20 protein-coding genes are annotated in these 20,184 nt (G+C 70.9%); 11 read left to right on the forward strand and 9 right to left on the reverse strand.

What is annotated here, in order from left to right:
- Nucleotides 1-39: 39 nt before the first annotated feature.
- Together ACBJ59_RS43230 and ACBJ59_RS43235 are read right to left on the reverse strand one after the other, a co-directional pair.
- Nucleotides 40-1,875, reverse strand: coding sequence for a S9 family peptidase (locus tag ACBJ59_RS43230; RefSeq protein WP_375115899.1), 1,836 nt, complete (start codon nucleotides 1,873-1,875; stop codon nucleotides 40-42).
- 225 nt (nucleotides 1,876-2,100) lie between these two features.
- On the reverse strand, nucleotides 2,101-2,949 hold the full coding sequence (locus ACBJ59_RS43235) for a glutamate ABC transporter substrate-binding protein (protein ID WP_375115900.1): 849 nt from the start codon (nucleotides 2,947-2,949) through the stop codon (nucleotides 2,101-2,103).
- Between the two features lie 327 nt (nucleotides 2,950-3,276).
- Between ACBJ59_RS43235 and ACBJ59_RS43240 the strand changes: the two genes are divergently transcribed.
- Entirely contained in the window at nucleotides 3,277-3,711 is a 435-nt protein-coding gene (locus tag ACBJ59_RS43240; RefSeq protein ID WP_375115901.1) for a hypothetical protein, read from the forward strand.
- 89 nt (nucleotides 3,712-3,800) lie between these two features.
- On the opposite strand, the gene ACBJ59_RS43245 is transcribed toward ACBJ59_RS43240, so the two are convergent.
- The 4 genes from ACBJ59_RS43245 to ACBJ59_RS43260 form a co-directional block, all read right to left on the reverse strand.
- Nucleotides 3,801-4,706 (reverse strand): amino acid ABC transporter permease, encoded by a 906-nt coding sequence (locus ACBJ59_RS43245; RefSeq protein WP_375115902.1) that lies wholly within the window; start codon nucleotides 4,704-4,706, stop codon nucleotides 3,801-3,803.
- Nucleotides 4,703-5,392: an amino acid ABC transporter permease gene (locus ACBJ59_RS43250; protein ID WP_375115903.1), complete on the reverse strand. Its 690-nt coding sequence runs from the start codon at nucleotides 5,390-5,392 to the stop codon at nucleotides 4,703-4,705. Before ACBJ59_RS43250 ends, ACBJ59_RS43245 begins: the two co-directional genes overlap by 4 nt.
- Before the next feature lie 73 nt (nucleotides 5,393-5,465).
- Nucleotides 5,466-6,305, reverse strand: a complete 840-nt coding sequence (locus ACBJ59_RS43255; protein ID WP_375115904.1) for a glutamate ABC transporter substrate-binding protein — start codon at nucleotides 6,303-6,305, stop codon at nucleotides 5,466-5,468.
- Nucleotides 6,306-6,336: 31 nt separating this feature from the next.
- Nucleotides 6,337-7,092 (reverse strand): amino acid ABC transporter ATP-binding protein, encoded by a 756-nt coding sequence (locus ACBJ59_RS43260; RefSeq protein ID WP_375115905.1) that lies wholly within the window; start codon nucleotides 7,090-7,092, stop codon nucleotides 6,337-6,339.
- A gap of 138 nt (nucleotides 7,093-7,230) precedes the next feature.
- Between ACBJ59_RS43260 and miaB the strand changes: the two genes are divergently transcribed.
- Nucleotides 7,231-8,727 carry a tRNA (N6-isopentenyl adenosine(37)-C2)-methylthiotransferase MiaB gene (miaB, locus tag ACBJ59_RS43265; protein WP_375115906.1) on the forward strand — a complete coding sequence of 499 codons (1,497 nt, stop codon included), beginning with the start codon at nucleotides 7,231-7,233 and terminating at the stop codon, nucleotides 8,725-8,727.
- Nucleotides 8,728-8,785: 58 nt separating this feature from the next.
- Here the strand turns inward: miaB and ACBJ59_RS43270 are convergent, their stop codons facing one another.
- On the reverse strand, nucleotides 8,786-9,211 hold the full coding sequence (locus ACBJ59_RS43270; protein WP_375115907.1) for a hypothetical protein: 426 nt from the start codon (nucleotides 9,209-9,211) through the stop codon (nucleotides 8,786-8,788).
- Nucleotides 9,212-9,614: 403 nt separating this feature from the next.
- On the opposite strand from ACBJ59_RS43270, the gene ACBJ59_RS43275 reads away from it, so the two are divergent.
- From ACBJ59_RS43275 to ACBJ59_RS43285, 3 genes are all read left to right on the forward strand, one after another.
- A complete protein-coding gene (locus tag ACBJ59_RS43275) occupies nucleotides 9,615-10,178 on the forward strand; it encodes a hypothetical protein (RefSeq protein WP_375115908.1) in 564 nt (187 codons plus the stop codon).
- A gap of 77 nt (nucleotides 10,179-10,255) precedes the next feature.
- Complete coding sequence (locus ACBJ59_RS43280) at nucleotides 10,256-11,008, forward strand: isocitrate lyase/phosphoenolpyruvate mutase family protein (RefSeq protein WP_375115909.1); 753 nt, start codon at nucleotides 10,256-10,258, stop codon at nucleotides 11,006-11,008.
- Nucleotides 11,009-11,040: 32 nt separating this feature from the next.
- Nucleotides 11,041-11,694 (forward strand): hypothetical protein, encoded by a 654-nt coding sequence (locus ACBJ59_RS43285; protein ID WP_375115910.1) that lies wholly within the window; start codon nucleotides 11,041-11,043, stop codon nucleotides 11,692-11,694.
- Here the strand turns inward: ACBJ59_RS43285 and ACBJ59_RS43290 are convergent.
- Nucleotides 11,667-12,584, reverse strand: a complete 918-nt coding sequence (locus ACBJ59_RS43290; RefSeq protein WP_375115911.1) for a ribonuclease Z — start codon at nucleotides 12,582-12,584, stop codon at nucleotides 11,667-11,669. The two genes, ACBJ59_RS43285 and ACBJ59_RS43290, sit on opposite strands and share 28 nt — an antisense overlap.
- Before the next feature lies 1 nt (nucleotide 12,585).
- On the opposite strand from ACBJ59_RS43290, the gene ACBJ59_RS43295 reads away from it, so the two are divergent.
- From ACBJ59_RS43295 to ACBJ59_RS43320, 6 genes are all read left to right on the forward strand, one after another.
- The gene (locus ACBJ59_RS43295; RefSeq protein ID WP_375115912.1) at nucleotides 12,586-13,095 is read left to right on the forward strand and encodes a methylated-DNA--[protein]-cysteine S-methyltransferase; all 510 of its coding nucleotides are present in this window, start codon (nucleotides 12,586-12,588) and stop codon (nucleotides 13,093-13,095) included.
- A 12-nt stretch (nucleotides 13,096-13,107) separates the two neighbouring features.
- Nucleotides 13,108-14,013, forward strand: coding sequence for a tRNA (adenosine(37)-N6)-dimethylallyltransferase MiaA (gene miaA / locus ACBJ59_RS43300; RefSeq protein ID WP_375115913.1), 906 nt, complete (start codon nucleotides 13,108-13,110; stop codon nucleotides 14,011-14,013).
- Between the two features lie 9 nt (nucleotides 14,014-14,022).
- Entirely contained in the window at nucleotides 14,023-14,835 is an 813-nt protein-coding gene (gene dapF / locus ACBJ59_RS43305) for a diaminopimelate epimerase (protein ID WP_375115914.1), read from the forward strand.
- A 48-nt stretch (nucleotides 14,836-14,883) separates the two neighbouring features.
- Nucleotides 14,884-15,639 carry a hypothetical protein gene (locus ACBJ59_RS43310; protein WP_375115915.1) on the forward strand — a complete coding sequence of 252 codons (756 nt, stop codon included), beginning with the start codon at nucleotides 14,884-14,886 and terminating at the stop codon, nucleotides 15,637-15,639.
- Nucleotides 15,640-15,658: 19 nt separating this feature from the next.
- On the forward strand, nucleotides 15,659-17,935 hold the full coding sequence (locus tag ACBJ59_RS43315; RefSeq protein WP_375115916.1) for a tetratricopeptide repeat protein: 2,277 nt from the start codon (nucleotides 15,659-15,661) through the stop codon (nucleotides 17,933-17,935).
- Between the two features lie 105 nt (nucleotides 17,936-18,040).
- On the forward strand, nucleotides 18,041-18,799 hold the full coding sequence (locus ACBJ59_RS43320; RefSeq protein WP_375115917.1) for an SDR family NAD(P)-dependent oxidoreductase: 759 nt from the start codon (nucleotides 18,041-18,043) through the stop codon (nucleotides 18,797-18,799).
- A 252-nt stretch (nucleotides 18,800-19,051) separates the two neighbouring features.
- On the opposite strand, the gene ACBJ59_RS43325 is transcribed toward ACBJ59_RS43320, so the two are convergent.
- Entirely contained in the window at nucleotides 19,052-20,035 is a 984-nt protein-coding gene (locus ACBJ59_RS43325; protein ID WP_375115918.1) for a helix-turn-helix domain-containing protein, read from the reverse strand.
- Nucleotides 20,036-20,184: the final 149 nt, after the last annotated feature.

Here is a 20,184-nt window from a genome sequence, read left to right on the forward strand (position 1 = left end):
ATCGAGCCTGTTCGAGCCTGTTCGGGGCCGGTGGTCTCCCTAGCTGAAGAGTTGCTGGTAGAAGGCCAGTTCGGCGGCCAGGGCGGCGGCTCGTGTCTCCGTGCGGCGGAAGCCGTGGGACTCGCCCTCGAAGGCGAGGTACGTGCACGGCACGCCGCGTTCGGACAGCGCGTCGGCGAACGCGGCGGACTGCCCGGGTGGCACCACCGGATCATCGAGGCCCTGCAGGAGCAACATGGGACACGTCACGCCGTCCACGAGGGCGAGGGGCTCGCGGGTCGCGTACAGCTGGGGGTCCTCGGGGCCCACCAGCGCCTCCACGTAGCGTGACTCGAAGTCGTGAGTGTGCGCGACCAGCGGCCCGAGCGCGCTGACGCCGTAGTACGACACCCCTCCGGCGAACACGTCCGACCGGCAGCAGGCGGCCATCACGGTCCAGCCGCCCGCGCTGCCCCCGCGCACCGCGATCCGGCCGGGGTCGGCGAGGCCCTCCGCGGCCAGCCACCTGGCGGCGGCGACCGTGTCCTCGACGTCCACCAGGCCCCACTGGCCCCTGAGCCGGTCCCGGTAGGCCCGGCCGTAGCCGGTCGAGCCGCCGTAGTTGACGTCGAGCACGCCGATGCCGCGTGAGGTCAGGAACGCCTTCTCCAGGTCGAGGGCGGTGTCGGCGTGCGCGGTCGGACCTCCGTGCACGAAGATCACGTAGGGGGGTGTGCCGTCGGTGGCGGGGGCGTGCGGCGGGTAGAGGAACGCGTGGACGTCCGCCTGGGGGCCGGGCACCCGTACGGGGCGGGGGATGGGTAGGTAGGCCGGGTCGGGCAGGGTGGAGACGTCGCGTTTGAGGGGAGCGTGCTCGCCTGTCGTCGTGTCGACGGTGACGACGGAGCGGGGGGTGGTGGCGGCGTACCCGATGCCGACCACGCTCGTGCCCTCGGTGGCCAGCGCCGCGTCCCAGCCGGTATGGGGGACGTCGAGGTCGGTGAGCGTGCCCGAGCCGGGGTCGAGGACGCCCAGGCGCAGGTCACCGCGCCCGTGCAGGACCGCGAGACGGCCGTCGGGGAGCGGCGCGTACGGCATCCCGCCCAGGCGCCAGGGTGGTGCCGTGAACTCCTCCTCGGCTGGATGGAGGGCTCGTGCGTCGTCGCCCTGGAGGCCGACCTCGTAGAGGTTCCACCAGCCGGAGGAGTCGGAGACGAGGTAGAGCCGGGAGTCGTCCTTCCAGGCCGGGGCCAGCACGGACTCGGCGGGCCCGCCCCTGACCGTCCACGAACCCTGGCCGCCGGAGACGCCGGACAGGCGGGTGACGCGTAGTTCTGTGCCGTCCCAGGGCATGCGTGGGTGGTTCCAGCAGACGTAGGCCAGATGCCGCCCGTCTGGGGAAATGGCGGGAGAAGCGTAGAAGTCGCACCCGGTGGCCCATTCGCGGGCCTCCCCGCCGTCCAGCGGGATCGACACGATCGCCCTGGTGACCTTGCCGTCCTCGGCGTGGCGCTCGCGTACGCACCAGACCTGGCCGTCGTGCACCAGCAGATCCGCGTAGCGGCAATCCTCGTCCGTGATGGGTTTCGGTTCGCCGTTTTCGCCCAGAAAGTACAGGCGCTGGTCCTTCAGGTTGGCGAACACCACCTCGCCCGCCGGGGTCACGGCGTACGGTCTGCCGCCGTACTCGTGGACCCGGGTGCGCGCGCACCACGGGGCGGGGAGCAGGTCACGGTGGGTGCCGTCGGCGGCGCGGCGGACGATCGTGGTGCGCCCGCCCTCGTCGGGACGGTCCTCGGTCCACCACACCCGGCCGTCCCTGGCCGTGGGCCAGCCGGGGCGCACGCCGGAACCGGCCACGTCTCTGGTCGAAATGGGGGAGGGCCAGAAAGGCATACCCGCATCCTGCCGGAAGATCGCCGGGAGTGCGGGCCGGTCCTCACAGTTGACGCGACCGGTCGTCACAGTTGACGGGCTGGTCGTCACAGTTACCGGGCAGTCCGCACAATTCCCGGGGCGGTCGCGGCAGCTGGCGGGTCGGTCTCCGCAGTCGCCGGTCTCCGCGGTCGCCGGTCTCCGCAGTGGCCGGTCTCCGCAGTCCGCAGGGCCGGTGCCCGCCGTTCAGTGGCAGCCCTCGGCACGTGGCTGGGTGGAGGGCAGTCGCAGGTCGGTCCGGCCGAACCACTTGCGCAGCAGCCGCGTGGCCGTCCCGTCGTGCCACATCTGGGCGATCGCCCGGTTGACGGCCTCGCAGGTCTCGATGTCGCCCTTCTTGATGCCGACGCCCCACTTCTCGTCACTGATCGGTTCGTTGAGCAGCCGGTACCGGCCGGGATCGTGCTCGGCGAACCCGGCCAGGATCAGGTTCTCGGTGCTGACCGCGTCGAGCTGATCGGCGGCGAGCTTGCGTACGCAGTCGGAGTAGTTGCTGGCGTTCACCAGCTCGGCAGGCAGGTCGAGCCGGCCGTCCGGGGGCGGGTCCACGATCCGGCGGTACGAGTTCGAGCCCTCGGCCAGGCAGATCCGCTTGCCCCGGAGATCGGTCACCTTGCGGATCCTCGTGTCGTCCGCGCGCACCATCGTGTCCTGGCGGACGATCACGTACGGGCCGCCGAACGTCACCTTGGGCTTGCGGGCCTCCGTGATGGAGTAGGAGGCGAAGATCATGTCCACGGTGCCGTTCTGGAGCAGCGCCTCCCGGGTGGACGACGGCGACTCCCGCCACGTGATCTTCACGGGGGTGTCGCCGGCGAGGTATTTGACGACGTACCGGGCGACGTCCGTGTCGAAGCCCTCGGGCTCGCCCTCGCCCGTCCTGAGCCCCAGGCCCGGCTGGTCCCACTTGGTGCCGACGACGACAGTCCCGGTTCCCTTGATCTTTTCGACGACGGTGGCGTACGAGCCGCCGCCCGCGCAGGCGGCCAGACCCGTCACCATGGCGCCGGCGATCGCCACGTACGCCTGACGCATGCGCCACCCCCCGATGCTTCCCCTACAACAAAGTCTGCCGCCGGTCAGGCGGTGCGAGAGAGCGTGTGCGCGGTTCTAACCGAGCCGTGGCACCTTCTTGAGGCTTTACGGGAAGCATTTCCGCAAAAATCGCTTTTACCGCAACAACGGGATATCCGGGTATTGATCGCCAGAAATAAATAACACCATGGTGGAAAAGTGTCAAATGTCCAACGGGCATTACCGATGCGCGATGATTTCTTGTTGTCGCCGATGGGCCGCCGTAGCGTGGCGAGCGTTCGATGAACAAGGGGGCTCGGTGCTTCGTCGGAGCACAAGGGAGTTCGTATGGGGGCATCACGCACGACACCGGCCCGCTGGGCCGGCGCGATCATCCTCGGGATGGCGGCCCTGGCCGTCCCGTCCCACAGCGCTTCCGCCGCGGTGGGATGGCAGCACTACGGGGCCTGGTACCGCGGGCCGGCCGGTTTCCCGCAGTCGTACGCCTGCCGTAATTACATCGGCGTCACGGCCGTCGGGAGCCGCCTTCACGTCAAGGGCTTCTACGAGTGCTCGCGGCGCATGGGCGGCTCGCTGACCGTCAACATCCGCGGCGTCGTCAAGACGAAGTACTGCTACGTCCGGCGACTCACCAGCCGCTACTGCAGCATGTCGTTCTACGTCGACAATCCCAGAGGGCGCCAGTCGTGGGTGGCGCTCACCCTGTCCGGGATCGGGCCACCCATAGAGCCGCCGCCCGCCCGCGTCTCATTCCGCTACTAGTCCACGAAATCTCGTGGACGAACGAACGGCGGTGGTGGGCGATTCGCGCCCCCCCCCCCCCACCGCCGTGGCGTTCCTTCCGGGAGCCGTCATTCCATGGTGGAGACGGCCTCCCTGCCCGGACCGCCGCTGGGCCCCGTGCCGATGGCCGTGGGCGGCGCGATCGGACCCGCGGCCGACTTGCGGCTGCGCCGGCTGCGGCGCTCGAGCCAGTGCGCGAGGTAACCGAGTGCCAGGTTGATCAGCACGTAGAACATGGCCAGCACGATCGCGCTCGGGATGAGGTTGCCGTAGTTGACCGCGAACTGCTTCAGCCCGGCGTTCAGCAGGTCCTCGTACGCGATGATCCAGCCCAGCGCGGTGTCCTTGAGCAGCACGACCATCTGGCTGACGATCGCCGGCATCATCGCGGTCGTCGCCTGCGGTACCAGCACCATGCGCATCACCCCGGACTTGCGCAGCCCGATGGAGTAGGCGGCCTCCGACTGGCCCTTCGGCACGGAGAGGATGCCGGCCCGGACGATCTCCGCGAGCACCGACCCGTTGTACAGGGTCAGGCCGATGACCACGGCCCAGAACGCGGGCACGCTCACCGTGTAACCGCTCAGCGTGGCCGGCCCCGCCTGCACGAAGAAGATCAGGATGAGCAGGGGGATCGCCCGGAAGAACTCCACGACCCCGCCGGAGACCACCCGGATCACCCGGTGGTCGGACAGCCGGCCCAGACCGAAGACCACGCCGAACACCAGCGCCAGCACCGCCGACACGACCGCGGCCTGCAGGGTGCCGATCAGGCCGGGGATGATGAATCCGGTCCAGGTGTCGCCACGCAGGAACGGCTCCCACTTGGCGGCCTCGAGCTGGCCCTTCTCACCCAGCGTGGTGATCACCAGGTAGGCGATGAGGAGCAGGACGACGACGGACAGCAGCGTCAGCGCGTTGTTGCGCAGCCGCGCCCGCGGCCCGGGGGCGTCGAACAGGACACTCGTGCTCATCGCGCCACCGCCAGTCGCTTGGCCAGCCAGCCGAACAGGAAGCCGGTGGGCAGGGTCAGGACCATGTACCCGAAGGCGAAGCCCAAGAAGATGGGGATCGTGCCGCCGTAGTCGTCGAACATCTGCTTCATCTGGGCTGCCGCGTCGAGATAGCTGGCGACGATGACGATCGTGGTGTTCTTGGTGAGCGCGATCAGGATGCTGCCCAGCGGCGAGATGACCGACCTGAAGGCCTGCGGCAGCACCACCAGCCGCAGCGACTGGATGAAGGTGAACCCGATCGCCCGGGCGGCCTCCGCCTGCCCCAGGGCGACGGTGTTGATGCCGGAGCGCAGCGCCTCGCACACGAACGTCGCGGTGTACGCCGACAGACCGGCCACCGCCCACCAGAAGTAGTTGGTGGTGGGGTCCTCGGAGAACGTGAGCTGCATCGTGTCGCTGAGCCCCAGCGCGCAGAGGATCAGCACGAGCGTCAGGGGCGTGTTGCGGACGACGTTGACGTACGCCGTGCCGGCCCAGCGCAGGACCGGGGTCGGCGCGACCCGCATCGCCACCAGGATCGTGCCGAGAACGAGCGCGATGATCGCGCTCATGACCGTCAGCCGGATCGTCGACCAGAACCCGATGAGGATCTTGTCGAATTCCTGTACCAACGGCGAGAAATCAAACAGGGCAGAAGTGTCCATGACGTTCCTCGTCAGGAGAGCTCGCCGATGAGCAGAACGCGCTCATCGGCGAGCGACCGGGTCTGAACGGGGATCAGGCGCAGCCCTCAGCCGGCGGCGCCGCGGTCTCCACCTTCAGGCCCGTCCCGGCGAAGTGCTTCTCCAGCAGCTTGGCGGCCGTGCCGTCGGTCCACATCCCTGCGACGATCTTGTTGATCTCGTTGCAGGTCTCGATGTCGCCCTTCTTGATGCCGATGCCGTACTTCTCGTCGGTGAACGGCGCGCCGGCCACCTTCAGGGCGCTGCCCTCGCGCTTGGCGAAGCCGGCCAGGATGGTGTCGTCGGTCGTCACCACGTCGACGGCGTTGCTCTTGAGCTTGGCGATGCACTCGTCATAGCCACCCGCCGGCACCAGGGACGCCTCGACCTTGAGGCTCATCTTGTTGGTGCCCTCGGTGATGTTCTTCCACGAGTTGGAGCCGCTGACCTGGCAGACCTTCTTGCCCTTCAGCGTCTCGAGGCTCGTGATCGAGCTGTCGTCGGCCCGGATCAGCGAGTCCTGGTGCGCCAGGTAGTAGGGGCCGGCGAAGGTGACCTGCGGCTTGCGGGCGTCGGTGATCGAGTAGGTCGCGATGACCAGGTCGACCTGACCCTGCTTCAGGAAGCTCTCCCGGTTGGCGGAGCGGGCCTCCTTGAACTCGATCCCGCTCTCGGGCACGCCCATCTTGCCGGCGATGTATTTGGCGACGTCCACGTCGAAGCCCTCGACCGTGCCGTCGGGCTTCTTCAGGCCAAGACCGGGCTGGTCGTACTTGACGCCGACGACGAGTTTCTTCTCGTCCTTGGCCTTCTGCAAAACGGTGGTCGCCTCGCCGCCGCCGCAGGCGGTAAGGCCGGCGACCATGGCGCCGGCCGCGACGAGGGCTGCGCCCATGCGACGGATCTGCATCGTTACCTCGACTCTCTCAATGTGTCAGGATCTTAGAAAGGAAATCCTTGGCCCTGTCGGTCTGCGGTGAGCCGAAGAACGCCTCAGGATTGTTCTCCTCCACGATCTGGCCGTCGGCCATGAACACGACCCTGTTCGCGGCTCTGCGGGCGAAGCCCATCTCGTGTGTGACGACCATCATCGTCATGCCGTCCCGGGCCAGCCCGATCATGACGTCCAGGACTTCTTGCACCATCTCGGGGTCCAGCGCAGACGTCGGCTCGTCGAAAAGGATCATCTTCGGGTCCATGGCCAGCGCCCGGGCGATCGCCACGCGCTGCTGCTGGCCGCCGGAGAGCTGTGCGGGGTATTTCTGCGCCTGCGCCGCGATGCCGACGCGCTCCAGCAGCTCCATCGCCCGCTTCTCGGCGGCCTCACGTGCCTTGCCGCGAACCTTGATGGGCCCCAGCGTGACATTTTCGAGGATCGTCTTGTGCGCGAACAGATTGAATGACTGGAACACCATGCCGACGTCAGAGCGGAGCCTGGCCAGCGCCTTACCCTCGTCCGGCAGCTCTTGCCCGTCAAATATGATCTTCCCGTCGTTGATCGTCTCCAGTCGGTTGATCGTGCGGCACAACGTGGACTTGCCGCCGCCCGAGGGACCGATGACGACCAGAACCTCGCCACGAGAGACGGTCAAGTTGATGTTCTTCAGGACATGTAGCGCCCCGAAGTGCTTGTTGACGTTCTCCAACTGGACCAGTGGAGTGACGTCGCCGTTCTCCGTCATGGAGTAAAACGGTAGAGGGCATTAGAGCGCTGGTCACTAACCGAGCGGTACCGATCCGATCACATCATGCCGTCAAGCTGGCCTTTTAGATCGGTACGGGCCGCCGCAAGCCGGACAACGACTACTCTTGAACGTGCCATGACTGTGACCCAGGAGGGCGCCCGCACGTACGAAGTGCGCACATACGGGTGCCAGATGAACGTCCATGACTCCGAGCGGCTGTCAGGCCTGCTGGAGGACGCCGGCTACGTGGCCGCTCACGACGGTGAGACGGCCGACGTGGTGGTGTTCAACACGTGCGCCGTGCGGGAGAACGCCGACAACCGCCTCTACGGCAACCTCGGCCATCTCAGGCCGGCCAAGGTGAGCAACCCTCGCATGCAGATCGCCGTCGGGGGCTGCCTGGCGCAGAAGGACCAGGGCGAGATCGTCCGCAAGGCGCCCTGGGTCGACGTGGTGTTCGGCACCCACAACATCGGCTCGCTGCCGGTGCTGCTGGAGCGGGCCCGCATCGAGGGCGAGGCGCAGGTCGAGCTGAAGGAGTCGCTCGAGGTCTTCCCCTCGACGCTGCCCACCAAGCGCGAGTCCGCCTACGCCGCCTGGGTCGCCATCTCCGTCGGCTGCAACAACACGTGCACGTTCTGCATCGTGCCGTCGCTGCGCGGCAAGGAGAAGGACCGCCGCCCCGGCGACGTCCTCGCCGAGGTCCGGACGCTGGTGGACCAGGGCGTGCTGGAGGTCACGCTGCTGGGGCAGAACGTCAACACCTACGGCGTGGAGTTCGGCGACCGGCTCGCCTTCGGCAAGCTGCTGCGCTCCTGCGGCACCATCGAGGGGCTGGAGCGGGTGCGCTTCACCTCGCCGCACCCGGCCGCCTTCACCGACGACGTGATCGCCGCCATGGCCGAGACGCCCAACGTCATGCACCAGCTGCACATGCCGCTGCAGTCGGGCTCGGACCGGGTGCTGCGGGCGATGCGGCGCTCCTACCGGGCGGAGCGCTATCTGGGCATCATCGAGCGGGTGCGCGCCGCCATGCCGGACGCCGCCATCTCGACCGACATCATCGTCGGCTTCCCCGGCGAGACCGAGGAGGACTTCCAGGGCACGCTGGAGGTCGTCCGGCAGAGCCGCTTCGCCAACGCCTTCACCTTCCAATACTCCATCCGCCCCGGCACCCCCGCGGCCACCATGGAGGACCAGGTGCCCAAGGAGGTCGTGCAGGAGCGCTACGAGCGGCTGGTCGCCCTGCAGGAGGAGATCTCCTGGGAGGAGAACAAGAAGCAGGTGGGCCGGACGCTCGAGGTCCTGGTGGCCGAGGGCGAGGGGCGCAAGGACGAGGCGACGCACCGGCTGTCCGGGCGTGCGGCCGACAACCGGCTGGTGCACTTCGCCGTGGGGTCCGAGGCGCCGCGGCCCGGTGACATGGTGACGGTCGAGGTGACCTACGCGGCACCGCACCACCTGGTGGCGGACGGCGCCGTGCTGGGGGTCCGGCGCACGCGGGCCGGTGACGCCTGGGAGTCCCGCCAGGGCGGGGCCGCGAACGCCGGCACCGGCGTGCTGCTGGGCATGCCGACCATCGGGCGCCCCGCGCCCGCGCCCGCGGCCACGGGGGCGTGCTCGGCGCACTGAGCGAGTCAGCGGAGAAGGGCGGTGCCACCGGCGCCGCCCTTTTTCCGTCCGTACGAGGTCACCGGGTGAGGCCGCCCAGGATGTCGTAGCAGGGCTGCCGGCGGAAGTCGTGGAACGTGGCGCACGGGTCGGGCATCCCCCGCCCCCGCGACGACGGCGGCGGATCGGCGGGCCGTTCCGGGGCGGGCGCCTCGGGGGGTGCCTGCGGGGCCGGCGAGCCCTGCGGCCGCGGACGGGCTGGCCGGTCCTGGGGCGGCGCCAGGGGCCTGTCCGGCCGCCGGTCCCGGCGGGGCACCTCGACGGCCGGGAACGGCGACACCGGCGGGCCCGCGCTCACCGACGGGAGGACGGTCACCGGCGGGACCCCGGTCACGGACGGGAGGGCGGAGATCGGCGGGACGGCGACGACGGGCGGGACGGCGGAGATCGGCGCGTGCCACGGCGGGACGGGCTCGATCCAGGGCGGTGACAGCGGGCCGAGCATGACGTCGGCAGGCTGGGGCGACGCGAATTGGAGCGATCCATCGGAAGGCGTCGAAGAGAGCAGAACCGCGGTCGCACTTTGTGGCGCGTTCGACGCCCAGAGTAGCGGTGATCTTGAGGAAAGCGGAGTTTCCTGATCAAATTCGGGTGGTCTTTGCGGTGATGGTTCGTGGCTGTTGGTGAATGCCAGGAATATTCCCAGCGTCGCGGTGACGAGTACCCCGACGGCTCCGGCCACGGGTGCCAGGCGGGCGCGGCTACCTGGGCAAATGGATCTAAGGGGGGACAAGTCGTGATTCCTTTGTGATTGGTGTGCGAGCATTCAGCTGTTGCGGCTAGTGTGGTCCATCACCCGCGGAAGCCGGCGAGCTTTCCCCGATACGACCGCAGGGAGCTGCACCACCATGCATGATCCGATCGAGGCGGATCGCCAGGAGATCCTTACCGGCCCCGGAGACATCCGCCCGGCTTCGAGAAACAGACCTCCGAGAAAAAGGGCGAAGAGCAACCAGAAGACCATCCTCATCGCCGCCTCGGCGCTGGTCGCCGTGCTCGCGGCGGGCGGCACCGGCTACCTGCTGGCGTCGGACTCCGGCCAGGCCGCCCAGCAGAGCGGCGGCCGCCCCGCCCCCTCGCAGAGCGTCGCGGGCGAGGACCTCGGCGGCGACGACGCCACCATGGGCGACGTCACCACCGACTCCCCTGAGGACGGCCTGCCCACCGACGCCGACGACGACGGCAGCATGGGCGACGTGGCCGACCCCGGCAACGGCGTCAGCGAGCCGGTCGACCAGGGTTCGACGGGCAGCGACTCCTCCGACGGCACCACGAAGACCGGCACCGGCAAGAAGCCGGCGACGACGTCGCCCACCAAGTCGCCGCAGTCCGCGGGCGACGCCCCCGTCGACACCCCGGCGGACGGGCCGGCGGGCGAGGTCAGCGGCCAGTGCTCGAAGAGCGGCTGCTGAACCCCGGGAAGTGGCTTGCCGCTAATGGGTCGTACTGGACCTTCGGCGGGAGCCACTCCGTTCCGTAGGGTCGGGGCATGATGACCGACAGACTTTCCGGCGGGGCCTCCGAGCTGCGGGCTTTGCACGTCCCGGGCGCCCCGCTGATCCTGCCCAACGTCTGGGACGCCGCCTCCGCCCGTGCCGTGCAGGAGGCCGGGTTCCCGGCCGTCGCCACCGGCAGCGCCGCCGTCGCCCGCGTGCTGGGGTACCCCGACGGCGAGGGCACGCCGGTCGGCGAGATGATGGCGGCCGTCGCCCGCGTGGTCAGGGCCGTCGACGTGCCCGTCACCGCCGACGTCGAGCGCGGCTACGGGCTCAAGCCCGCCGAGCTGGTCGAGCGCCTGGCCGCGACCGGGGCCGTGGGCTGCAACCTGGAGGACTCCGTGCCCGGCCGGGGCGAGCTGGTGGACCCCGGGGAGCAGGCGGACTTCCTGGCCGAGGTGCGGGCCGCCGCGGGGGACGCGCTGGTGATCAACGCCAGGGTCGACGTCTACCTGCACGGCCGGGCCACCCGCGAGGAGGCCCTGGAACGCGGGCGGCGCTACCTGGAGGCGGGAGCCGACTGCGTGTACCCCATCCTGCTGGCGGACGAGGACGAGATCCGGGCCCTGACCGGCGAGCTGGGCGGGCCGGTCAACATCCTGTTCCGGCCGGGCGCCCCTGACCTGGGCAGGCTGGCCGAGCTCGGGGTGGCCAGGATCAGCTTCGGGGGAGGGCTGCACCAGGCGGCCCACGCCTACGCCGAGGGCCTGTTCGCGAAGGTCCGGGAAGGCCGCACCCCGTACTGACCTGGGCGGCGTCGCCCCGTACGCTTGCGCTCGTGCTTGTCGCCGCGGCCGTCTGCCCGCCAACCCCGCTGGTCCTGCTGGAGATGCCCGACCTGCGCTCCGCCTGCCGGACCGCGATCGCCGCGCTGCGCGAGGCACGTCCCGACGCGCTGATCGTGGTGGGCGGCGCGGACACCACCGGTGCGTACGCCGGCGGCGCGGCGGGCACCCTGCGCCCCTGGGGCCCGGACCTCACCGCGGGCACCGGCGAGCCCGTCCTCCCGCTGTCGCTGACCGTCGCCCGCCTGCTCATGGGCGAGCCCGCCCCGGACGGCTTCCGGTCCGTGGCCTTCGACGCCACCGCCGGGGAGTGCCGCGAGCTGGGGGAGCAGCTGGCGGAGGCCGGGGAACGGGTGGCGCTGCTGGTCATGGCCGACGGCTCGGCCTGCCTCAGCCCGCGGGCCCCGGGCAGGTACGACGAGACGGCCGGGCCGTACAACGACGGGATCGCCAAGGCCATCGCCGCCGGCGACGCGAGCGCCCTCGCGGCCCTCGACCCCGGGCAGGCCGACAGGCTGTGGGTGAGCGGGCGGGCGGCGCTGCAGGTGCTGGCGGGCGCGGCCGGCACCCGGGCCTTCGGCGGCCGCCTGCTGATGGCCGCCGCCCCTTACGGGGTGGGCTATTTCGCCGGGTTGTGGGCGGCCTGACGCTTCGGCACCGGGATCCGCATCAGGTCGCGGGCCAGCACCACCTCGCCCTCGAAGCTGCGGCGCACCTCCTGGATGAAGGCCGGCTCGTCGTCGAACCCGTACCGCTCGGAGAAGTGCGTGAGCACCAGCCGGCGCACCCCCGCGTCCGCCGCCACCAGCCCCGCCTCGAAGGCCGTCAGATGCCCGTACTCCTTGGCCAGCGCGCTCTCACCCGACAGGAACGTGGCCTCGATCACCAGCAGGTCCGCCCCGGAGGCCAGCTCGAAGACGGTGTCGCAGAGCCGGGTGTCCATCACGAACGCCATGCTCTGCCCCGGTTTCGGCACGCTGCACTCGTCGAGGGTGACGCCGCGCACGGAGCCGGTGCGCTGGAGCTCGCCGACCTCCGGGCCGCGGATGCCGCGGGCGGCCAGCCTCTCGGGGAGCATGCGGCGGCCGTGCGGCTCCTGGACGCGGTAGCCGTACGACTCGACGGGGTGGGACAGGCGGCGCGCGATGAGCGGGCCGACACCGGCCAGGTCGCCGGAGACGGGGTGCTCGGAGATGACCGACGTGTCGGCGAACGCGGCGGCGTGGCGGAGCCGGCGCCAGTACATCTCGCCGGAGCCCGGGAAGACCGCGCGCACCGGATGGCGGACCCTGTCGCGGGCGATGCGCTGCACGACCCCCGGCACCCCCAGGCAGTGGTCGCCGTGGAAGTGCGTCACGCACAGCCAGTGGACGTCGTGCGCGCTCAGCCCGGCGTGCACCATCTGCCGCTGCGTGCCCTCGCCGGGGTCGAAGAGGAAGCCTTGACCGTCCCAGCGCAGGAGGTAGCCGTTGTGGTTACGGTGTCGGGTAGGAACCGCGCTGGAGGTGCCCAGCACCACGAGCTCACGTGAGGACACGATGACCACGGTCTCTTTCGCCGAGGTGCCCACGCCGGTGGGCACGTTCGTGCTGGCTGTCACCGAGATCGGGCTCGTCGCGTCGGGCTGGGGGTCCCGCGCCCGGTTGGCCGGCGGGCTCGACCTGGGTGAGGTTCATGATGCGGATCGTACGGCCTTCGCGGTCGCCGAGCTGAACGCTTATTTCGCCGGGGAGCTGAAGAGGTTCGAGACGCCGATCGACTGGCGGCTCATGTCCGGCTCCCGGCTGCGGGTGCTGCGGGCCCTGCACGGAGTGCCGTACGGCAAGGCGGTCACCTACGGCGAGCTGGCCACGCTCAGCGGCTCCGGCGTGCCCGCCCGCGGCATCGGCTCGATCATGGGCTCCAACCCGATCCCGATCGTCGTGCCCTGCCACCGCGTCATCGCGGGCAACGGGCTGGGCGGGTTCAGCGGCGGTGCGGGCGTGGAGACCAAGCGCTGGCTGCTGACCCACGAGGGATACCTGCAACCGACTCTGCTCGATCTCTAGCAAACTGGTCGTGTGCGCCAGCAGCCAGTCATCGCCGTCGTGGGCCCCACCGCGGCAGGAAAGTCCGATCTCGCCGTGGACCTCGCCCTCCGGCTGGGGGGTGAGTGCGTCAACGCCGACTCCATGCAGCTCTACCGCGGCATGGACATCGGCACGGCCAAGCTGACCCCCGCCGAGCGGCGCGGGGTCCCCCACCACCTGCTGGACATCTGGGACGTCACGGTCACGGCCAGCGTGGCCGAATACCAGAAGCTGGCCAGGGCCGTCATCGACGCCGTCGAGGTGCCCGTGCTGGTCGGCGGCAGCGGCCTCTACGTGCGGGCGGCCATCGACGAGCTGGAGTTCCCCGGAACGGAGCCGGAGATCAGGGCCCGGCTGGAGGCCGAGCTGGCCGAGCGCGGCCCGGCCCCTCTCCACGAGCGGCTGCGCGGGAGCGATCCCGCCGCCGCGGCGGCCATCCTGCCGAGCAACGGCCGCCGCATCGTGCGCGCCCTGGAGGTGATCGAGCTCTCGGGGCGCCCCTTCTCGGCGACGATGCCGTCCTACGACGCCGTCTACCCGAGCGTCCAGATCGGCGTCGAGGTGCCCAGGCCGGTGCTGGACGAGCGGATCGAGGTCAGGGTCGAGCGCATGTGGGAGGCGGGCCTGGTGGCGGAGGTGCGCGCGCTGCTCGGGCAGGGGCTGGCCGAGGGGCGTACGGCCGGCCGCGCCCTCGGATACGCCCAGATCATCCGTTTCCTGTCGGGCGAGTGGAGCGAGGAGCAGGCCAAGGCCGAGACCGTCAGGCTGACCAGGCGCTTCGCCCGCCGCCAGGAGTCGTGGTTCCGCCGGGATCCGCGGGTGTGCTGGTTGCCGTACGACGATCCGGAGCTGCTTGACCGATCCCTGGCGCTGATTGCCGCACACCCGTACGCATAAACTCCTACAATGCGCTTTCTCAAGGGGCACGGCACCGAGAACGACTTCGTCATCCTGCCTGATCCGGAGGGCGAGGTCGACGTCACGGCCTCGCTCGTCGCCAAGATCTGCGACAGGAGAGCCGGCATCGGTGCCGACGGCGTGCTCCGGGTGGTCCGTACGAAGCAGAGCCACGAGGTGGCCGACCAGGCGTCCGCCGCCGAGTGGTTCATGGACTACCGCAACTCCGACGGCAGCATGGCCGAGATGTGCGGCAACGGCGTGCGCGTGTTCGCCCGCTACCTGATGGACGCCGGTCTCGTGCACGCCACGGAGTTCGGGGTGGCGACCAGGGGCGGCCTGCGCAAGGTCCGCGCCGAGCCGAACGGCGACATCACGGTGGACATGGGCAAGCCCGTCATCCGCGGCCAGAGCGTGGCCAGCGTGGGCGGTCACGAATACCCCGGGATCCACGTCGACATGGGCAACCCCCACCTGGCCTGCGCCATCGGTGACCCCGTCCTCCAGCTCGACCTCCACCACCAGCCGGGCTTCGACACCAGGGTCTTCCCGGCGGGGGTGAACGTCGAGCTGTTCAACCCGGTCGGCGTCAGCCGGGCCGTCATGCGCGTCTACGAGCGCGGCTCCGGCGAGACCCGCGCCTGCGGCACCGGCGCGGTGGCCACCGCAGTCGCCGCCGCGCAGCTGTCGGGCGACACCACCGGCACGTGGACGGTCGAGGTGCTGGGCGGCACGCTGACCGTCATCCTCGACGAGGACACGAGCTACCTGTCCGGCCCCGCGGTCATCATCGCCAGCGGCGAACTGATGCTTGCAGAATGAAGTTCTAATAGGGGATGCTGGGTTCACTTCACGAACTGAGAGGTGGACATGGCGGACCCACGCACCACCGCTGCACAGGTCAAGGCGCCTATCGGCCAGTTCGGCGGCGGATTCATGATCTCCAGAGAGGCCAAGGCCGTCTGCGAGGAGCACGGGCTCGGCGCCCGCGAGTTCTACTTCAGAGGCCGCTGCGGCGTCCTCGGCGAGTGCGACGCCGACGTGGTCAACTCGGTCGTCGTCTTCTTCCCTCCCGCACACGTCGAGGAGAGCTGGAACGGCGGCCGCAAGCTCCCGGTCGACCGGGCCGTCGAGCTCTACGCCGAGGTGTGCCAGGCGTGGGGGCGGCGCAAGCTGGGCGGCTACGACGGCTGTGCCCGGATCGCCGAGCTGCTGCAGCCGGTCGTCGATCGGGCCTCGTCGGTCGGGGCGCCGCTGTTCGCGGGGTGGCGGGCGGTGCCGCTGGCCGCCGACCCGCCCGCCAGGGCCGTGCAGCTCATGCACGTCGTACGCGAGCTGCGCGGCGGCCTGCACGCCAACGCCGTGCTCGCGGCCGGGCTGCGGCCGCTGGAGGCGACGCTGGCGACGGACCACGACGCGACCCCGTTCGGGCAGACGACCGGCGAGATGATCGCCAAGTTCTTCACCTGGCCCGAGCCGTACGACAAGCCCGGCCCGGACGTCGTGGCCCGGCGCGCGGCCGTCGAGCAGACCACGGACGACCTCATGGCCGACGTGTTTTCGGTCCTGACCGACAGCGAATCGGACGAGCTGATCGAGCTTCTGCGTTTTGGGCACGGTCATTGACCTGGCAGACTGACTGCCCATGGACGTGGACATCTGGGCCTGGGTCGGCGAAACCCAGCAGCAGCTTTCCGAGGCGGGCAACGTTGGCCTCGCCATGGCGCTGGGAGACCTCCCTGCACAGGCCTATGAGGGCCGTTATCCCCAGCTCGACGTCATGGCCCCGGCCATCGCGCAGCAGGCGGAGACCCTGGAGCTGCCGTGGCTCGAGTTCTACGCCCGCTACTGGCACCTGATGGGCCGCATCGGCGACCGCGCCCAGGGCGCGGTCGCCATCGACGACGCGCAGCAACTTCTGGCGTTCGCCCAGCGCGAAGACGTGCGCGAGTGCCCCGCCACCCCGGCCGCCGTCGAGGCGCTGGCCGTCGTGTGGGCCAACGCCGACGGGCCCGGCCACGCCGCCGAGCGCCTGGAGACGCTCGGCGCCTACATCGAGGCCACCACCCCGGAGAAGCCGGCCTTCACCGGGCTCGTCACCCAATACGTCGCCGCCCTCATCGACGCCGGCAAGCCGGGCGAGGCGGTGACCTACGCCGAGTCCGCCGTCGAGCGGCTGCGGGTGGCCGGCCGCGAGGCGAGCTGGGAGCTCGGCGCCGAGAGCGCCCGCGCGCTGCTGGCCGTCGGCCGCACCGACGACGCGCTCAACGCGCTGCAGGCCGCGGCCGGGTTCCAGGCCGACGACCCGGTGGCCAAGGAGCACCGCGACGGCGTCCGGCGGGCCCTCATCCTGGCCACGCTCGGCCGCACCGCCGAGGCCGTGGACGCGCTGCCCGACCTCGACGTGGTGGGCGAGCACCCGCGGGTGTGGGTCGAGTGGGCGCAGGCCGTCAACAAGCTGGCCGGCTCCTCCCAGATCACCAACACCTGGCAGCTCGGCCGCGTCCTGCGCCAGTGGATGGACTACTTCGGCATGATGGGCGGCTACCGCGCCCGCGTCGAGCTCGCGCTGGTCGCGGGAGACCTGGCGATCGCCAGGCAGGGCGTGTGGCAGGCCCGGCTGCTGGCCGACGTGGCCGAGTCCGGCGCCGCCGAGCTGCGCGAGACCGGCGACCTGAGCGAGCGCATCGCCGCGCTGCGCGCCGCCGCCGAGACCACCGCCGAGCCCGAGGCGCCCGGCGCCCCGGAGGAGCGGGTGGGCCTCTTCGACGCCGCCGACGGCTTCAACGCCGACCCGGAGAAGTGGGTCGGCTGGCTGGCCCCGCTGTCCGGCCAGGACCTCGAGGCCACCCGCCGCCACACCACCACGATGGGCTTCCTCGGCTACCCGGCCACCGGCGCCGACATCTACTGGAAACTGCTGGTCGACTCCGGCGACATCGCCACCGCCGACCCCGACGACGTGGCCTACCTGACCACGCTCCTCGTCGAGGCCCGCCAGGACGAGCGGCTGGAGCAGATGGCCGCGATGCTGCCGCACGCCGCCCAATACCTCACGCTGGCCAGGCTGCACAGCGCCCGCGAGCGCTGGCAGGAGACGCTCGACGCCGCCGAGCACGCCGTCGCGGCCGGGGCCGGGCTCGACGCCCGCCGCCTGCTGTCCGGCGCCGCCCAGCAGCTCGACCACAACGCCAGGGCTGCCGAGGTGCTCCTCGAGGTGATCGACGACCTGGTCGAGGAGGACGTCTGGCGCATGATCGTCATGGCGACCTCGGCCGAGGACTGGGAGACCGTGCGCAAGGGCGCGGCCAAGATCGGCATGCCGATCAAGTCCAAGGAGGGCCCGATCGAGGAGGAGATGGGCCTCATCAGGCTCATCCTGCCCGCGCCCGACGGCGGCCAGCGCCAGGTCCTGTCGATCCGCACCGGCCCCGCCACCGCCAGGCTGGCCCTGCCGCAGCCGCGCGGGATGGACTACAACGCCGGCGACCTGGTCGTGTTCGACCCGCAGCTGCTGGAGCCGGTCCCCGACGACCCGCAGGAGCAGCAGAACTTCGTTCCGCCCTTCGCCGCGGTGCGCATCCTGCGGCCGGGCGGCTACACCAGCTACTTCTTCGACGGCGCCGCGCCGAGCGAGGAGGACTGGGCGGAGTTCACCGAGGTCATGGCCGAGCGCGGCTGGCCGATGTGGGTCTACAGCGACGAGAACTACCAGGTCACCCACCCGACCAGCGGCGAGCCGCTGCCGGGCGTGTTCGGCTGGGTCGCGGTGCCGCCCAACGTGGCGCCCTCCGAGGTCGACGCGCTGCTCGACGACGCCACCGAGCGGTGGGTGCACCCGCTGGCCTGGCTCGACCTGGCCCGCGAGATCGACGTCGAGGTCGAGCGGCACGAGCGGATCGTCAAGGAATACGGCCTGTAACGAGTCGCCGCCGGGCTCCGGCCCCGGCGACGTGGTGCCGGGCTCCGGTCCCTGTGACGGGGTCTGGCGTGGTGCCGGGCTTCGGTCTCGACCGGGAGGTTTGACGTGCTGGAGCGGTTCCGGCTCGACGGGAAGGTGGCCATCGTCACCGGGGCCTCCGCGGGGCTGGGCGTGGCCTTCGCGCGGGGCCTGGCCGAGGCGGGCGCCGACGTGGTGATCGGCGCCCGGCGCAAGGAGCGGCTGGAGGAGACGCGGCGGCTGGTCGAGGAGACCGGCCGCCGGTGCCTGGCCGTGCCCGCCGACGTGGCGCGACCCGAGGACTGCGACGCCCTGGTGGCCGCGGCCGTCGAGACCATGGGCGGGGTCGACGTGCTGATCAACAACGCGGGAGTCGGCACGGCCGTGCCCGCGCTGCGCGAGACGCCCGAGGAGTTCCGGCAGGTCATCGACATCAACCTGCACGGCACCTACTGGATGGCCCAGGCGTGCGCGCGGGTGATGCGGCCCGGCTCGTCCATCGTGAACATCGGCAGCGTGCTCGCCGAGACCACCGCCGGGCTGCCGCAGGCCGCCTACACCGCGTCCAAGGCGGCCGTCGCCGGGCTGACCCGCGACCTGGCCCAGCAGTGGACCGGGCGGCGGGGGATCAGGGTCAACTGCCTGGAGCCCGGGTTCTTCGCCTCGGAGATGACCGAGCAGTACAAAACCGGCTACCTCCAGCAGGTCGTGGAGTCGCGGGTGGTCATGAAGCGCGCCGGTGACCCGGCCGAGCTGGTGGCCGCCGCGGTGTTCCTGGCGAGCGACGCGTCCTCGTACGTCACCGGGGTGACGCTCCCGGTGGACGGCGGGATCCTGCTCACCTGAGGTCCGTTTCCGTCCCGCCGTACTTCGGCGGGTGTCCCGTTGTCCTGTGGAAGGGGGCAGGGAGGCGGGGCCGTGGCGGCTGCGCGGAAGCCGCGGTCGGCAGGCGGTCGTGCTGGCTGGGATGTGAGGTTCGGCGGGGGAGTCGTGCCCGGGCGGGGTGTGGCCGGGCGAGCGGGTCGAGCCGGGCAGGGTGTGCGGTTCGGCGGGTGGGTCGGGCTGAGGCGGGTGTGGTCAGGTGAGAAGCGGGTGTGGTCAGGCGAGCAGGTCGTGCTGGGCGGCGAGGAAGCCGGCGTGGAAGCGGGTCCGGGCGCCCAGGCGCTCGCAGAGCACCTGCACGCGGCGCTGCACCGTACGCGGGCTGAGGCCGAGTTGCCTGGCGATGGCGTCGTCCTTCATGCCAGCCGCGAGCAGCGCCAGCACCTCCGTGTCCGGGGCCTGCGGCCACGCCTCCGGCTCCAGGGCGTCGGCCGACAGGCGCAGCGGCACGGCGGCCCGCCACAGCGTCTCGAACAGCCCCACCAGCGCGTCGAGCAGCGCGGACGGGTGCACCACGAGCGCGCTCTCCACGGCCCGGTCCTCGTCGGAGACCAGCGGCAGGATGGCGGTGCGGGCGTCGGCGATGGCCAGCTTGACCGGCACCTGCCCGAGCCTGGCCTGCTCGCCGTCGGCGATGGCGCGGCGGGTGTGGGCCAGCATGCCGGGGTGCTCGAAGGCCAGCGGGCTGTAGATGCCACGGGTCGGCGCTCCCTGGCGGGCCGCGCGCTGCCGGTTCTCCTGGTCGTCGCTGATGTCCACCGCGTACGGCGGATGGACCAGCACCAGCATCTCCCGGGTCGCGTTGCGTTCGAGCTGGAGGTAGCGCCGGGCCACGGCGTCGCGGCCGGTCACCACCTCCAGCACCTCCTCCGGATGTGGCCCGCTGCGCTCGGCGACCTCCGTGGCCAGCAGCGCGGCGGCGGCCCGGCTGTGCGTGAGCTCCTCCTGGCGGCGCGCGACGAGGATGTCGATGGCGACGTTCGGGGGAGTGGCGACCAGCCGCAGCGGCCGGCCCGCCACCCGGGAGATCAGGCCCAGGTCCTCCAGCCGGGGCAACATGCGGCGGATGGCGGCGGCGGACGAGCCGGTCTCGGCGGCGAGCTCGCTCAGCGTCGCCGGGCCGTGCCGGAGCAGGGCCCGGTAGGAGGTCTCCTCGGCGACGGTGACGCCGAGTCCCTCAAGTAAGCGTCGCTGCGCCATGTCGCCTCTTCCTGACGTGCCATGATCCGGAACAAGAGTATGGGGGCCACCTCCGGCGGTGAAGGGGCCCTTGTTCCCCGAAGCGCGGGGATCTATGTTCGTTGCGTAGTCCGGTACGTGTTGCGCATTATGGAACAACCGGAGGCGTC

It is taken from the genome of Nonomuraea sp. MTCD27, from assembly GCF_041950495.1.
GTDB lineage: Bacteria > Actinomycetota > Actinomycetes > Streptosporangiales > Streptosporangiaceae > Nonomuraea.

Excerpts from the sequence above, each read along its gene's own strand:
- ACBJ59_RS43315 (WP_375115916.1), top strand. The coding sequence starts at position 15,659 with ATGGACGTGGACATCTGGGCCTGGGTCGGCGAAACCCAGCAGCAGCTT.
- dapF (WP_375115914.1), top strand. The coding sequence starts at position 14,023 with ATGCGCTTTCTCAAGGGGCACGGCACCGAGAACGACTTCGTCATCCTG.
- ACBJ59_RS43275 (WP_375115908.1), top strand. The coding sequence starts at position 9,615 with ATGCATGATCCGATCGAGGCGGATCGCCAGGAGATCCTTACCGGCCCC.
- ACBJ59_RS43325 (WP_375115918.1), bottom strand. The coding sequence starts at position 20,035 with ATGGCGCAGCGACGCTTACTTGAGGGACTCGGCGTCACCGTCGCCGAG.
- ACBJ59_RS43260 (WP_375115905.1), bottom strand. The coding sequence starts at position 7,092 with ATGACGGAGAACGGCGACGTCACTCCACTGGTCCAGTTGGAGAACGTC.
- ACBJ59_RS43280 (WP_375115909.1), top strand. The coding sequence starts at position 10,256 with ATGATGACCGACAGACTTTCCGGCGGGGCCTCCGAGCTGCGGGCTTTG.
- ACBJ59_RS43250 (WP_375115903.1), bottom strand. The coding sequence starts at position 5,392 with ATGGACACTTCTGCCCTGTTTGATTTCTCGCCGTTGGTACAGGAATTC.
- ACBJ59_RS43230 (WP_375115899.1), bottom strand. The coding sequence starts at position 1,875 with ATGCCTTTCTGGCCCTCCCCCATTTCGACCAGAGACGTGGCCGGTTCC.
- ACBJ59_RS43245 (WP_375115902.1), bottom strand. The coding sequence starts at position 4,706 with ATGAGCACGAGTGTCCTGTTCGACGCCCCCGGGCCGCGGGCGCGGCTG.
- ACBJ59_RS43255 (WP_375115904.1), bottom strand. The coding sequence starts at position 6,305 with ATGGGCGCAGCCCTCGTCGCGGCCGGCGCCATGGTCGCCGGCCTTACC.
- ACBJ59_RS43270 (WP_375115907.1), bottom strand. The coding sequence starts at position 9,211 with ATGCTCGGCCCGCTGTCACCGCCCTGGATCGAGCCCGTCCCGCCGTGG.
- ACBJ59_RS43310 (WP_375115915.1), top strand. The coding sequence starts at position 14,884 with ATGGCGGACCCACGCACCACCGCTGCACAGGTCAAGGCGCCTATCGGC.
- ACBJ59_RS43295 (WP_375115912.1), top strand. The coding sequence starts at position 12,586 with ATGACCACGGTCTCTTTCGCCGAGGTGCCCACGCCGGTGGGCACGTTC.
- ACBJ59_RS43235 (WP_375115900.1), bottom strand. The coding sequence starts at position 2,949 with ATGCGTCAGGCGTACGTGGCGATCGCCGGCGCCATGGTGACGGGTCTG.
- ACBJ59_RS43240 (WP_375115901.1), top strand. The coding sequence starts at position 3,277 with ATGGGGGCATCACGCACGACACCGGCCCGCTGGGCCGGCGCGATCATC.
- miaB (WP_375115906.1), top strand. The coding sequence starts at position 7,231 with ATGACTGTGACCCAGGAGGGCGCCCGCACGTACGAAGTGCGCACATAC.